This is a genomic window from Nocardioides sp. NBC_00368, assembly GCF_036090055.1.
In the GTDB taxonomy this organism is placed as follows: Bacteria; Actinomycetota; Actinomycetes; order Propionibacteriales; family Nocardioidaceae; genus Nocardioides.
Genome location: NZ_CP107970.1, coordinates 2,148,634 through 2,162,671 on the forward strand (window position 1 = coordinate 2,148,634; position 14,038 = coordinate 2,162,671).

Sequence of the window (14,038 nt, forward strand, 5' to 3'; positions counted from 1 at the left end):
TGTGTGTCTGGGTTCAGTCGTTGGTGCCGTACTGAACCGTCGACTCAGAGACGCTCGGAGGATTCTCGACGGTTTTGTCCGTGCTGCTGGTGACGACTCCGACGATGGTCGCTGCGGCGACTCCGCCGCCGACAAGAATGCTGGCGACGATGGCAATGATGTTGCCCATGGATATGTGACCTCCCTCTCCTAGTCGCGAACATTAGCAGCCGGCCGGCGAGCCATACTGATCAGTAGCAAAACTGTTGATGTTGTGGCGCCGAGCAAGACCAGGCCGTACGCCACCCACGCCCCGATCACCGCCGGACCGGCCTTCACCTCGGGTGTGAGGTGATCGCCTCCGGGCAGTCGCTGCACGAGCAGATCATCACCTTCGTAGACGACGTCGCCGGCGATCCGCGGCGCGTCGCCCGCGGACCGGGCGGTGATGACGTACCCGATCCCGAGCCGGCGCAGGGCGTCGACCTGCTCCACGGCGTCGGTCCCGGTGAGCGCATCGGCGACCGCCTCCGCCCGCCGATCCTCCCCCGGGACCACCGTGCTGTCGATGGTCAGATCACCGTCGACGACGCTCGGGCGGGTGATCATCCGCGGCAGCGGATCGAGCACGGGCCGGCCACCGTTCCACGAGGGTGCGCGGTAGGCGGACCAGGGCAGGACGAGTACGTCACCCGGGGCGCTCTCGGCGGCGAGCGCCGCGCGTGCCTGGTGCCACTCGGTCGGGTAGTCGGCGGCGCCGATGCCGCCTGCGAGGCCCCACGCGGCGTCGGGGAGCACGGCAACGGGCGCGAGCGCGAAGACGACCGCTGCCGCCCAGCGGGGCGCGGTGCCGCGCAGTCTCTCGGTGAGGGTGTCGACGCCGGTGGCCACGGTCATGACCAGCAGTGGCAGGCAGAGCGGCAGCAGGCGGCTGCTGTCGCGGAGCAGCGCCAGGCCGGGGACGTCCTGGGCGAGGGCGCCGAGTGCCGCCGGTCCCGCCCAGCCGGCGACCGCGATCGCCAGGCCGGCGGCCCAGAGCGCCAGGACCGCCACCCGCTGACCGTCGGAGATCCACCACCGGCGAAGACCGGCCGCGACGAGCACCAGGAGGAGCAGCAGGCCCGCCCAGGCCGTCCAGCCCTCGCGGCTCGCCGGGACGACCGAGGTGTTCCAGATCCCGGCGAGCGACAGCGCCGCCAGCGGGGCCGGCAGCGCGTCGCCGCGCAGCGCGAAGACGTCGAACCCGGTGGCCGACGCGGCCTCTGCGGTGCGGGTCAGGCCGGCGACGAGCCAGGGTGCGTTGACCGCCACCACCACGGCCAGCAGCAGGACCGGCCGGCGGCCACGGCGCAGACCGGTGGCGAGGAGGACGGCACCCGCGACGATGCCGGCGCTCGCGCTCAGGCTCCCGGCGAGCAGGGCCGGCAGCATCCACACCGGGCTCCGCTCCCCCGCCGCCCGGCGGCGGCCGGCCACCACCAGCCAGGGCACGGCGGCATAGGCCAGCAGCATCGGCCAGTGGCCGATCCACAGCCGCTCGGCGACGTACGGGCTCCAGACGGTCAGGCTCACCACCGCCAGCCGGGCGGCGAGCGAGCGCTCGCGCACCAGCTCCGCGGCTCCGGCTCCGGCCAGCACCAGCGCCCCCAGCAGGACGATCTTCTGCAGCACGAGGCCCGGCACGATCTCGTCGAGCACCGCGACCACCGCATCCGAGGGCACTGCCCGCGGCAGCCCCGACCCGAGGCCGAGCACGTCGCGGGTCAGCGCGAGGTCGGGCACCCACACCATGTCGTAGCTGAGCACGAAGCCCACCCGGAGCGCCGGCCCCAGCATCAGCAGAGCGAGCACGCCCGCCCACAAGGTAGGCACCACCCGCTCGCTCACGCCGCCACCCTAAGCCGAGACGTCACTTCTGCAGGCCGAGACGTCACTTGTGGCGAACGAGTTCCGATCCTGGGCGCATGCCGGTGCCGGCATGTGACCTGTTGCACCCTAGGCTTTCCAAGTGCCCACGATGACCGCCAGCCCGACCAGCGCCCGCCGGCGCCGGCTGTCCGCGCTCGTCCGCAGCAGCGGCTTCCTCGCGGTCTGCATCATGGTCACCAACGTCGCGACCTACGGCTTCCAGATCATCGCCGCCCGGATCCTCGGCCCGGGACAGTACGGCGGCGTCGCCTCGATGATGTCGCTGCTCCTCGTCGCCGGCGTGGTCCAGCTCGGCATGCAGGCGACGGCGTCCCGGCGGGTGACCGAGACCCCCGGCCAGGAGCGCGCCATCGAGCGGACGGTGCTGCGGGCGACCTACCGGGCGGCCATCGTCGTCGGTGCGGTCATGCTCATCGCCTCGCCGCTGGTGTGGCGGATGCTGCGGCTCGACTCGATCTACCCCGCGCTGCTGGTCGCGGTGTGCGCCGTGCCGCTGACGATCATGGGGGGCCAGGCCGGGGTGCTGCAGGGCGAGCGCCGCTGGCTCGGCCTGGCGATGATCTACCTGGCGCTCGGTATCCCCCGGGTGGTGGTCGCCACCGCCGCGATGTGGGTCCGTCCGACCGAGGGCGCCGCGATGGCCGGTGTCGCGCTGGCCCAGTTCGCGCCGGCGATCGTCGGCTGGTGGGTGCTGCGGCGGCGTACGTCCTCCGCCGTCGAGGCGAAACCCGGTCCGATCAAGCCCGTCGTCGTGGAGATGCTGCACGGGTCCTTCGCGCTGCTCGGCTTCTTCGCGCTCTCCAACGCCGACATCCTGATCGCGCGCAACGTGCTCTCCGACCACGTCTCCGGCCTGTACGCAGGTGGCCTGATCCTCACCAAGGCGGTCCTGTTCCTGCCTCAGTTCGTGGTGATCATCGCCTTCCCGTCGATGTCGGCCGAGGCGAGCCGACGCTCCGCGCTGCTCAAGTCCCTGGCGCTCGTCGCCGGTCTCGGCGCGTGCGCGACCGCCGGGTCGTGGCTGCTGTCCTGGCTGGCGATGATCTTCATCGGCGGCCCCGACTACGCCGAGATCGAGGGACTGCTCTGGGTCTTCGCGATCCTCGGCACGGTGCTGTCCGTGCTTCAGCTGCTCGTCTACTCGGTGCTGGCCCGGCGCAGCCGGCTCTCGGCGTACCTTCTCTGGATCGCCGTCGTCGCCGTCCTCGGGCTGGGTGCCGTGCAGACCACCGCGGAGGGCCTGGTCTGGGCGGTCCTCAGCATCGACGCCACCCTCGTGGCCGTGCTGCTGGCGGCCACCTTCTGGCGGCTCAGCCGGCCGGCTCACCGCGACTGATCTGCGATTTCCCCAAACTGTCGGCGGGGCAGGCTTAGATGTGCGCATCATGCCTCGCTGGTCAATCGACGCCGTGGAGAAGGCGGCTCCCGACACCGGGTCGCTCAACGCCGCCCGCAAGCTCGCCACGCCCGGGCCCTGGTCGGAGACGGGTGCCACCGACGTGCTCGTGTGGGGGAAGTGCCAGGGCTCGGGCAAGAACCCCTACCAGGTGAGCGTCGACCTCACCGGCCCCGCCTACAAGTGCTCGTGCCCGTCGAGGAAGTTCCCGTGCAAGCACGCCCTCGCGCTGCTGTTGCTGTGGGCCGGGGCGCAGGTGGGCGAGGTCGACCAGCCGGAGGCGTACGCCTCGGAGTGGGCCTCGCAGCGCGCGGCCCGTGCCGCGGGCGCCGCTGAGCGGGCCTCGGCACCGGCCAAGCCGGTGGACAAGGCCGCCCAGGCGCGGCGGGCGGCGGAGCGCCGCGCACTGATGGACGGCGGCGTCGAGGACCTGGTGCTGTGGCTGGAGGACCTGGTGCGAGGCGGGCTCGCCACCGCGAAGGCGCAGCCGTGGACCTGGTGGGACGCCGCCGCCTCCCGGCTGGTCGACGCGCAGCTGCCCGGGCTCGGCGAACGGATCCGGGAGATGGCCGCAGCGATCAACCGGCGCGAGGACTGGGCCGAGCATCTGCTGATCGAGGTGGGCCGCTGGTGGACCGCCGCGCAGGCCTGGCGGTCCTGGGACTCGCTGGACGCCGACACCCAGGGCGACCTGCGCGCGGTGATCGGCTGGGCGACACCGACCGCCCAGGTCTTGGACGCCGGGGTGCACGCGGACGTGTGGACCGTGCTGGGGGCCCATCGCGACGAGCGCGGCAACCTGATCGAGCAGCGCACCTGGCTGCGCTCGGACTCGGGTGAGACCGTGCTTCTCCTCGACTTCGCCGCGGGTGGCAACCCGCTGCCCATCGCCCGGCTGGCCGGGGCGCGGCTCGAGGCGTCGGTGGGCTTCTATCCGGGCCACGCGCCACGCCGGGTGGTGCTCGCCTCCGAGCCGGTGGCCCTTCCGGCCACGTCCGACCTGGGGACAGCGACCGATCTGGCCGGCGCGCGAGCCGCGCTGGCGGCGCTCCGGGCCGGCAACCCGTGGGCCGACCGGGCTCCGGTCGTGGTCAGCGTCGCCGCGTCGGTGCCGGAGGCCGACGAGCCGCCGTTCGTGGTGGACCACGCCGGTCACCAGGTGCCGTTGCTCGGCGATCCGGGGACGTGGTGGCGCCTCCTCGCGCTGACCGGGGGCCGTCCGGTGACCGTGTTCGGGGAGATCCAGGACGACGGGCTGCGGGTGCTGACGGTCGTGGGTGATGAGGACGACGGGATGCTGGTGGCGCTGTGAGCACGACTGAGGAGTGGTGGGACGCGGTCGCGGCGGCTGCGGTGCTGGGAACGGCCCGGCGCGGGGTGCCGTCGGCACCGGCTGCGGTGCCGGTGCCGGATCGACGCGATGCCTCGGCGCAGACCGCGCTGCTGGACGCCGCGGCCGTCGGCGGAGCGATGGTGCGCTCCGGCCGGCCGCTTCGCACCGGGTCCGCACCGGCAGCGGCGCCGGGCGACCGGCTTCCGGTGGCGCCGGCTGGTGGCGTACAGCTGTTGGAGCTGGTGCTCAACCAGACTCCGGGCGGCGCCGACCTGCGGGGCGACCTCCTCGCTCACTGGCTGGCCTGTGCGAACGCGGCCGGATACCGGGTGCCGTCTCGGCTGCTCCCCCGGCTGCTCGACCAGGCGCTGCCCCGGCCTGAGCTGCACCGGGACGCGCTGACCGCGGCGGATGCGCGCGGGGTCTGGCTGGTCGCCAACCGGCGCCGGTGGCGGCCGATGATCGCCTCGGCGCGCGCTACGGGCGCGAGCGAGGAGGCTGACGCGGCCACCTGGGCGCAGGAGCCGACCGCCGCTCGTGCCGAGATGCTGGCCCAGCTGCGTGCCGTCGACCCGGCTGCTGCGCGGGAGCGGCTCGAGTCGGTCTGGGCCACCGAGAAGGCCGCCGACCGGGCCGCGTTGATCAAGACGCTCCGGACCGGGCTGAGCCTCGAGGACGAGCCGTTCCTCGAGCGCGCGCTCGATGACCGAGGTGCCGACGTACGTCACTCGGCTCGGCACCTTCTCGACGCCCTGCCCGACTCGGCGCGCGGACAGCGGCTCGGCGCTCTGCTGCGCCCACTCGTCACCGTCGCCGGGATCGTGCGGAAGACGGTCCAGGTCGAGCTGCCCGCCGAGGCCGACGCCGCAGCGGTACGCGACGGGCTCGACAAGGCCCCGAGGGGCCGCTCCCAGGGCGGCCACTGGCTGCGGCAGCTCGCCGCGGGTGCCCCGCTCGAGGTCTGGACCGACGCCACCGGCAGCGACCCCGATGAGACCTGGGCGATGATCACCGACGCCGACGCCCGCGCGGGCATCATCAGCGCCGTCATCGCCCGCCGCGACCCCGTCTGGGCCCGTGCGCTGCTCGGCGACGTCCACCGCGGCGAGCTCCTCGAGATCGTGCCGAGCGCCGACCGGGAGGCACTCGTGCTGCGCCAGCTCGTCACCGGCACGGGGTGGGGCGCGGGCGCGGGCGGGACGACCATCTCTGCCCGGCTCGGCGCCCTTCCTGGTCCATGGAGCCTCGACTTCAGCCGTACGATCCTCGATCTCCTCGCCGCCCGCGAACGCGAGCTCGCCAGGTCGGTCGCCGTCCTGGCCGCGCGGATGCCGCCCGAGATCGTTCCCGACCTGCACCGGCTGCCCGACTCGCTCGCTCGGCAGCGCAACCAGCTGATCCAGCACCTCTCCCTCGTCCACGCCATCACGGAGGCCTTCCAGTGACCGACATTCTTCGCGCCCACGCCGAGGACGCCTACGCCGCCGAGCTCACCGCTCTGGCCGCCCACGATGCGGAGACCGGCCGCCCGCGGCCGCCCCGCTGGCGGCTCTCCCCCTGGGCCGTGACCACCTATCTCCTCGGTGGTGAGCTGCCCGACGGCACCGCGATCAGCGCGAAGTACGTCGGTGCCCGCCGGCTCATGGAGATCGCGGTCGCCTCCCTGGCCACCGATCGCGCGCTGCTGCTGCTCGGCGTACCCGGCACAGCCAAGACCTGGGTCGGCGAGCACCTGGCCGCGGCGATCTCAGGTGACTCCACGCTGGTCGTCCAGGGCACCGCGGGCACGCCGGAGGAGTCGCTGCGCTACGGCTGGAACTACGCCCGCCTGCTCGCCGAGGGCCCCTCCCGCGACGCGCTGGTGCCGAGCCCGGTGATGCGGGCGATGGAGACCGGCGCCCTCGTACGCATCGAGGAGCTGACCCGCATTCCCGCCGACGTCCAGGACGGTCTGATCTCCATCCTCTCGGAGAAGACGCTGCCGGTTCCCGAGCTCGACGACGAGGTGCAGGCGCGGCAGGGGTTCAACCTGATCGCCACCGCCAACAACCGCGACAAGGGCGTCAACGACCTCTCCTCCGCGCTCAAGCGGCGCTTCAACACGGTCGTGCTGCCGCTGCCGGACACCCTCGACGACGAGGTCTCGATCGTCCGCAGCCGTGTCGAGCAGCTCGGTGCCTCGCTCGCGCTGCCCGCCGACCTGAGCCAGCTGGCCGAGATCGAGCGCGTGGTCACCATCTTCCGCGAGCTCCGCTCGGGCGTCACCGCCGACGGACGTACGTCGGTGAAGTCGCCCTCCGCCACCCTCTCGACCGCCGAGGCGATCTCGGTGATGACGAACGGGGTGGCGCTGGCCGCGCACTTCGGCGACGGCGTGGTGCGGGCCGACGACGTGGCGGCCGGGCTGGTCGGCGCGGTGGTGAAGGACCCGGTGCAGGACCGGATCGTGTGGCAGGAATACCTCGACACCGTGGTCCGCGACCGTCCGAGCTGGGCCGATCTCTATCGCGCCTGCCGGGAGCTGGTGTGACCGACCGGAGCTGCGCCTTCGAGATCCTCGGCGTACGCCACCACGGGCCGGGCTCCGCCCGGTCCGTCGCGGCCGCGCTCGAGGAGCTCTCCCCCGACCTGGTCGTGATCGAGGGGCCGCCCGAGCTCGACTCGCTGCTCGAGCTGGCCGGGGACCCGGAGCTGGTCCCGCCGGTCGCGGCGCTGGTCTATGCGGTCGAGGAGCCGCGGCGCTCGGCGTTCTACCCGTTCGCGTTCTTCTCCCCCGAGTGGGTCGCCATGCGATGGGCGCTGGAGCACGGCGTCGAGGTTCGCTTCGCCGATCTTCCGGCGACGCACTTCCTGGCCCCGGCGAACGCGCCCGACGAGGTGCCCGAGCCTCGCCCGGTGGGCTCCGACCCGATCTCGCGGCTCGCCCGGGCGGCCGGCTACGACGACCCGGAGCGCTTCTGGGAGGACGCGGTCGAGCATCGCGCCGAGTCCTCGCTGAGCCGGTTCACCGCGATCCGCGAGGCGATGGCCGAGATCCGCGCGGAGGACCCGGGCTCTGCGGGCGACGTCCGGCGGGAGGCCTACATGCGCAAGGTCCTGCGCGCGGCCAGGCGCGAGGGACGCGAGCGGGTGGCGATGGTCTGCGGCGCCTACCACGCCCCGGTCCTGCATCCGTCGGCCTGGCCGAAGGTCGCCGACGACAACGCCCTGCTCAAGGGCCTGCCGAAGATCAAGGTGACCGCGACGTGGGCGCCCTGGACCGCCGGCCGCCTGGCCACCGAGTCCGGCTACGGCGCGGGCGTCACCTCGCCCGGCTGGTACCAGCACCTCTACGCCCACTGGCACGCCGGCACCCCGGCCGACGTCGTGCCGGGCTGGCTCACCCGGGTCGCCCGGGTGCTCCGTTCCGAAGGACTCGCCGCGGCTCCCGCGACGGTCGTGGAGGCCGTACGCCTCGCCGAGGCGCTCGCCGCCGTCCGCGGCCGCCCCTCGGCCGGTCTCGAGGAGCTCGAGGACGCCACCGTCGCCGTGCTGTGCGAGGGTTCGCGGCTGCCGCTGGCGCTGGTCGAGCGCACGCTCGTGGTCGGCGAGGAGCTCGGCCAGGTGCCGGAGTCGGCGCCGCTGGTGCCGCTCGCCCAGGATCTCGCCCGCCAGCAGAAGCGGCTCCGCCTCAAGCCGTCCGCCGCCGAGACCACCGTCGTGCTCGACCTGCGCCGTGAGGCCCAGCGCGAGCGGTCGCTGCTGCTCCATCGGCTGCGGCTGCTCGGTATCGACTGGGCCACCGAGGCCGACCGCGGCGGCACCAAGGGCACCTTCAAGGAAGCCTGGACGCTGGAGTGGCAGCCGGAGTTCGCGGTACGCCTGGTCGAGGCCGGCCTCTACGGCACCACCGTGGTCGCCGCGGCCGAGGGGCTCGTGGCCGAGCGGGCGGCGAGGGCCGAGGACCTCGGCACGCTCGCCGAGCTCATCGACCAGGCGCTGGTCGCCGACCTCCCGGCCGGGCTCGAGGCCGCGATCACGGCGCTCGCCGAACGCACCGCGCACCAGCACGACACCCTCTCCCTGCTGCGGGCTATCGAGCCGCTGGCGCGGACCCAGCGGTATGGGGACGTACGCGGGTCCGACACCGCCGTGGTCGCCGGAGTGCTCCACACCGTGGTGCTCCGTGCCGCCGCCGGGCTGCGGGCCGCCTGCACCTCGCTGGACGACGACGCGGCCGCAGCCATGAAGGGCGCGCTCGATGCCGCCCACCGCAGCGTGTCGCTGGTCGGCGAGGCGCCAGCCGGATCCTCGGCTCCGGTGTGGGTCGCGACCTGGGAGCAAGCGCTCGTCACGCTCGCCGCCGACGACCAGGTGCACGGGCTGGTCGCCGGTCGGGTCAACCGCATCCTCCTCGACTCCGAGCAGGTGGGCATCGAGACCGTCTCCACGCGGCTCAGCCGTCAGCTCTCCCGCGGCACCTCCCCGGAGGACGCCGCCGCCTGGGTCGACGGACTGCTCGAAGGCGAGGCGCTGCTCCTGCTCCACGAGCTCGAGCTGCTCAGGCTGCTCGACGAGTGGGTGGCAGGCGTCGCGGAGGAGACCTTCGAGGACCTGCTGCCGCTGCTGCGGCGCACCTTCTCGCGCTTCCAGTCGCCCGAGCGCCGCCAGATCGGTGGCCGCGTACGCAACCTCGACGCCGTCACCGACCTCCATCACACCGCCACCCTCGACCTCGACCTCGCGCTGCCCGCGGCCGCACGGGTCGCCGACCTGCTGCAGCTGGAGCCCGCATGACCCCCGAACGCGACCGCCTCACCCGCTGGCGCCTGGTGCTCGGCGGAGACGCCGAGGAGCCGCTGGGCTCCGGGACCGGCGGAACACCCATGTCCTTGACCGCCGAGGACCGTGCTCGCGACGAGGCGCTCGAGCAGCTCTACGGCGAGCAGCCGAAGGGCCGCAGCGCCGGGCTCGGCGGGTCCGCTCCGCGGGTCGCGCGGTGGCTCGGGGACATCCGCACCTACTTCCCCACCTCGGTCGTGAAGGTGATGCAGGGCGACGCGATGGACCGCCTCGGTCTCCACCAGCTCCTCACCGAGCCCGAGATGCTCGACGCGGTCCAGCCCGACATCCACCTCGTCTCGACCCTGATCGGTCTCGGCCGGGTGATCCCCGAGCACAGCCGCGAGTCGGCCCGAGCCGTCGTACGCACCGTCACCGACGAGCTCGAGGCCCGGCTCCGCTCCCAGACGGTGCAGGCGGTCACCGGTGCGCTCAACCGGGCGGCGCGCACGCGTCGCCCGCGGCCCGCGGACATCGACTGGGGACGTACGATCGCCGCCAACCTCAAGCACTACCTCCCCGAGCACCGCACGGTCGTACCCGAGCGTCTCGTCGGCCACGCCCGCAAGGCGCAGCAGACCCAGCGCCGCATCATCCTGTGCATCGACCAGTCCGGCTCGATGGCCGAGTCGGTCGTCTACTCCAGCGTCTTCGGGGCCGTGCTCGCCTCGCTCCGCTCGGTCGAGACCAAGCTGGTCGCCTTCGACACCGAGGTCATCGACCTGACCGAGGATCTCGACGACCCCGTCGACGTCCTCTTCGGCGTACAGCTCGGTGGCGGCACCGACATCAACCGCGCCCTCGCCTACTGCCAGAGCCTCATCGAACAGCCCGAGGAGACCGTCCTGGTCCTGATCAGCGACCTCTACGAGGGCGGTATCCGCGAGGAGATGCTGCGTCGTTCACGCGAGATCACCGACTCCGGCGCCACCATGGTCGCCCTCCTCGCCCTCAGCGACTCCGGCGCCCCCAGCTACGACGCCGACCACGCCGCCGCCCTCGCCGAGCTCGGCATCCCCGCCTTCGCCTGCACCCCCGACCTCTTCCCCGACCTCATGGCCGCCGCCATCGACAAGCGCGACCTTGGCGCCTGGGCCAGCGAGAACGACATCACCACCGCCGCCCCCACCGACTGACCCCTCCGCCGAGCCGTCACCCCGCCGGCCGAGGCGGCAGGTACGTCGGCCAAGACGGCAGTAATGGCGGCCGAAACCGTAGTTGTGGGCGACGAAGATCGAGTTTCGTCGCCCACAACGACAGATTCGACCTACAGAACTACCGATTCGTACGCCAAAACTGCCGTCTCGGCCGACGCGGGTGACGCCTCGGCTATCAGTGGGCGGCTTCGTGCCAGGAGAGACCGGTGCCGACGGAGACGTCGAGGGGGACGTTGAGGTCGGCGGCGGAGCCCATCTGCTCGCGCACGAGAGCTTCCAGCGGCTCCCGCTCGCCGGACGCGACCTCGAAGACGAGCTCGTCGTGGACCTGGAGGAGCATCCGGGACGAGAGGCCGGCCTCGTCGATGGCGGCCTGGACCCGCAGCATGGCGACCTTGATCAGGTCTGCGGCGGAACCCTGGATGGGGGCGTTGAGCGCCATCCGCTCGGCGGTCTCGCGGCGCTGGCGGTTGTCGGAGAGCAGGTCGGGGAGGTAGCGGCGGCGACCCATGATGGTCTCGGTGTAACCCGTGCGCCGGGCCTCCTCGACCAGGCTGCGCAGGTAGTCGCGGATGCCGCCGAAGGTCTCGAAGTATTCCTCCATCAGCCCGCGCGCCTCGCTCGGCTCGATGCCGAGCTGCTGGGAGAGACCGAAGGCGGACAGGCCGTAGGCGAGCCCGTAGTTCATCGCCTTGATCTTGGCCCGCTGCTCCACCGAGACCGCGTCGGGGTCGACGCCGAAGACCCGGGCCGCGGTGATCGAGTGGAAGTCGCGCCCGGAACGGAACGCCTCGATGAGCAGCTCGTCCTCGGACAGGTGAGCCATGATCCGCATCTCGATCTGGCTGTAGTCGGCGGTCATCAGCGACTCGAACCCGTCACCGACGACGAAGCCCTTGCGGATGCCGCGGCCTTCCTCGGTGCGTACCGGGATGTTCTGCAGGTTGGGCTCGGTCGAGGAGAGCCGGCCGGTGGCCGCGATGGTCTGGTTGAAGGTGGTGTGGATCCGTCCATCGTCCTGCACGGTCTTGAGCAGGCCCTCGATCGTGACCCGCAGCCGGGTGACGTCGCGGTGGCGCAGCAGCGCGAGCAGGAACGGGTGCTCGGTCTTCACGTAGAGCTGCTGGAGCGCGTCGGCGTCGGTGGTCCAGCCGGTCTTGGTGCGCTTCGTCTTCGGCATGTCGAGCTCGTCGAAGAGCACCACCTGCAGCTGCTTGGGCGAGCCGAGGTTGATCTCCTTGCCGATCACGCCGTAGGCCTCGTCGGCGGCCTGCTTCATCTGGCCGGCGAAGTGGCGCTCCAGCGCGTCGAGATGCTCGGTGTCGACCGCGATGCCGGTCTTCTCCATCCTGGCCAGCAGGTGCAGCAGAGGAAGCTCCACCTCCGAGAGCAGCCGGTGTCCGCCGGCGGCCTCGACGGCCGAGTCGAGCTCGGCGGCCAGGTCGAGCACGGCCCTGGCGTAGAGCATCGAAGTCGTCGCCACCCCGTCGCCACCGACCTCGTCGTCCCCGAAGAGCGACTCCTGACCACCGTCGTCCTCCTGCTTGAGCTCACGCTTGAGATAGCGCAGCGTCAGGTCGGCGAGGTCGTAGGAACGCTGGTCGGGAGCCACGATGTAGGCCGAGAGCGCCGTGTCGGTCACCAGCCCGCGCAGCGACCAGCCGTGGGCGTCGATCGCCAGCTCGGGCCCCTTGGCGTCGTGCATGATCTTCGGCTTGGCGGCATCCGCGAGCCAGTCGGCCAACGCCGCCTCGTCCTCGGGGGTCAACCCCTCCACCCCCGCGTACGCAGCACGCTCCTGCGTCGCGAAACCGAACCCGTCCACGCGGCCGGTGCCGGAACCCCAGGCTCCGCGCACGTGCAGACCGACGGGCGTGGTCCCGAGGTCGTCCAGGAATGCCCCCACGGCGCCGGGGGCCAGCGTCTCGCCCTCCAGCGCGAACCCGCTCTCGTCGACCGGGACGTCGTCCTCGGGCGCGAGTACGTCGGTGATCCGGGTGCGGATCTCCCCACGGAACTCGAGCTCGTCGAGGAGCTCCAGCGCGGCCGCCCGGTCCCACTCGACCCGGCCGAGATCCGTCGGGCCGACCTCGAGGGGCAGGTCTCGCACCAGCGCGTTGAGCCGCCGGTTGCGCATCACGTCACCGAGGTGGGCGCGCAGGTTGTCGCCGGCCTTGCCCTTGATCTGGTCGGCGTGGGTGATCACGTTGTCGAGGCCGTCGTAGGTGTTGATCCACTTGGCGGCGGTCTTCGGCCCCACTCCCGGGATGCCGGGCAGGTTGTCGGAGTCCTCGCCCACCAGCGCGGCCAGCTCGGGATAGCGGTGCGGGGGGACGCCGTATTTCGTCTCGACGGCCTCCGGCGTCATCCGCGCCAGGTCGGAGACGCCGCGCATCGGGTAGAGCACGGTGGAGGACTCGGTGACCAGCTGCAGCGAGTCGCGGTCGCCGGTCAGGATCAGCACCTCCATCCCGGCCTCGAGCCCCTGGGTCACCAGGGTCGCGATGATGTCGTCGGCCTCGTAGCCGGCGACGGACAGGTGGCGGATGTGCAGCACGTCGAGCAGTCGCTGGATCAGCGGCAGCTGGGACTTGAACTCGTCGGGAGTCTTGTTGCGCTTGGCCTTGTATTCGGAGTATTCCTCCAGCCGGAACGTCTGCCGCGACAGGTCGAAGGCGACCGCGACGTGGGTCGGGGTCTCGTCGCGCAGCACGTTGACCAGCATCGAGGTGAAGCCGTAGACGGCATTGGTGTTCTGCCCCGTGACGGTCGAGAAGTTCTCCACCGGCAGGGCGAAGAAGGCCCGGTAGGCCAGCGAGTGCCCATCGAGAAGGAGCAGTCGGTCACGCGTCACATCAGCCACGGTCCGACTCTATCCACGACCACCGACAACAGGCTCAACCGCCGCGTGCGAACATGCATCCATGACCGATGCACTCCACACCACCGACCCCACCGAGATCGCGAAGTTCGTGGGATCGCTCCCCCAGGGCGCGGGCGCACTCAACGAGAAGATGGGCGTCGAGATCATCGAGATCTCCGCAGAGAAGGTCGTCGGCACGATGCCGGTCGACGGCAACACCCAGCCCTACGGTCTGCTCCACGGCGGCGCCTCGGTCGTCCTCGCCGAGACCCTCGGTTCGATCGGCTCCGGCATCCACGGCCACTCGCTGAGCAAGATCGCGGTCGGCGTCGACATCAACGCCACCCACCACCGCTCGGCGACCTCCGGCATCGTCACCGGCACCGCGACGGCGATCCATCTGGGGCGGAACTCCGCGGCGTACGAGATCGTGATCACCGACGAGCGCGGCAAGCGGGTCTGCACCTCGCGGATCACCTGTGCGCTGATCGCGGCCCCGCAGATCTCGAACTGACGAGCAAAGGGCCCCGGAGCGTGTCGCTCCGGGGCCCCTCTTCAGC

General features: G+C 72.1%; 10 protein-coding genes. 7 read left to right on the forward strand and 3 right to left on the reverse strand.

The window, feature by feature from the left end; genetic code table 11:
• Positions 1 to 13: 13 nt before the first annotated feature.
• Both OG984_RS10230 and OG984_RS10235 read right to left on the reverse strand, forming a co-directional pair.
• Entirely contained in the window at positions 14 to 169 is a 156-nt protein-coding gene (locus OG984_RS10230) for a hypothetical protein (RefSeq protein WP_328531482.1), read from the reverse strand.
• A 20-nt stretch (positions 170 to 189) separates the two neighbouring features.
• Positions 190 to 1,866, reverse strand: a complete 1,677-nt coding sequence (locus OG984_RS10235; protein ID WP_328531483.1) for a hypothetical protein — start codon at positions 1,864 to 1,866, stop codon at positions 190 to 192.
• Between the two features lie 130 nt (positions 1,867 to 1,996).
• Between OG984_RS10235 and OG984_RS10240 the strand changes: the two genes are divergently transcribed.
• Genes OG984_RS10240 through OG984_RS10265 form a run of 6 tightly spaced genes read left to right on the forward strand, consistent with a single transcriptional unit; the run spans position 1,997 to position 10,594 of the window.
• On the forward strand, positions 1,997 to 3,244 hold the full coding sequence (locus OG984_RS10240) for a lipopolysaccharide biosynthesis protein (RefSeq protein ID WP_328532346.1): 1,248 nt from the start codon (positions 1,997 to 1,999) through the stop codon (positions 3,242 to 3,244).
• A gap of 49 nt (positions 3,245 to 3,293) precedes the next feature.
• Positions 3,294 to 4,616: an SWIM zinc finger family protein gene (locus OG984_RS10245; protein WP_328531484.1), complete on the forward strand. Its 1,323-nt coding sequence runs from the start codon at positions 3,294 to 3,296 to the stop codon at positions 4,614 to 4,616.
• Positions 4,613 to 6,082, forward strand: a complete 1,470-nt coding sequence (locus tag OG984_RS10250; RefSeq protein ID WP_328531485.1) for a DUF5691 domain-containing protein — start codon at positions 4,613 to 4,615, stop codon at positions 6,080 to 6,082. The genes OG984_RS10245 and OG984_RS10250 overlap by 4 nt, the downstream gene beginning before the upstream one ends.
• Positions 6,079 to 7,167 carry an ATP-binding protein gene (locus tag OG984_RS10255; protein ID WP_328531486.1) on the forward strand — a complete coding sequence of 363 codons (1,089 nt, stop codon included), beginning with the start codon at positions 6,079 to 6,081 and terminating at the stop codon, positions 7,165 to 7,167. The genes OG984_RS10250 and OG984_RS10255 overlap by 4 nt, the downstream gene beginning before the upstream one ends.
• Positions 7,164 to 9,413 (forward strand): DUF5682 family protein, encoded by a 2,250-nt coding sequence (locus tag OG984_RS10260; RefSeq protein WP_328531487.1) that lies wholly within the window; start codon positions 7,164 to 7,166, stop codon positions 9,411 to 9,413. The genes OG984_RS10255 and OG984_RS10260 overlap by 4 nt, the downstream gene beginning before the upstream one ends.
• Positions 9,410 to 10,594 (forward strand): VWA domain-containing protein, encoded by a 1,185-nt coding sequence (locus tag OG984_RS10265; RefSeq protein ID WP_328531488.1) that lies wholly within the window; start codon positions 9,410 to 9,412, stop codon positions 10,592 to 10,594. Before OG984_RS10260 ends, OG984_RS10265 begins: the two co-directional genes overlap by 4 nt.
• A gap of 196 nt (positions 10,595 to 10,790) precedes the next feature.
• Here OG984_RS10265 and polA read toward each other — a convergent pair whose 3' ends face one another.
• Positions 10,791 to 13,478, reverse strand: a complete 2,688-nt coding sequence (gene polA, locus OG984_RS10270; RefSeq protein WP_328531489.1) for a DNA polymerase I — start codon at positions 13,476 to 13,478, stop codon at positions 10,791 to 10,793.
• Positions 13,479 to 13,539: 61 nt separating this feature from the next.
• On the opposite strand from polA, the gene OG984_RS10275 reads away from it, so the two are divergent.
• Positions 13,540 to 13,992 (forward strand): hotdog fold thioesterase, encoded by a 453-nt coding sequence (locus tag OG984_RS10275; RefSeq protein ID WP_328531490.1) that lies wholly within the window; start codon positions 13,540 to 13,542, stop codon positions 13,990 to 13,992.
• Positions 13,993 to 14,038: the final 46 nt, after the last annotated feature.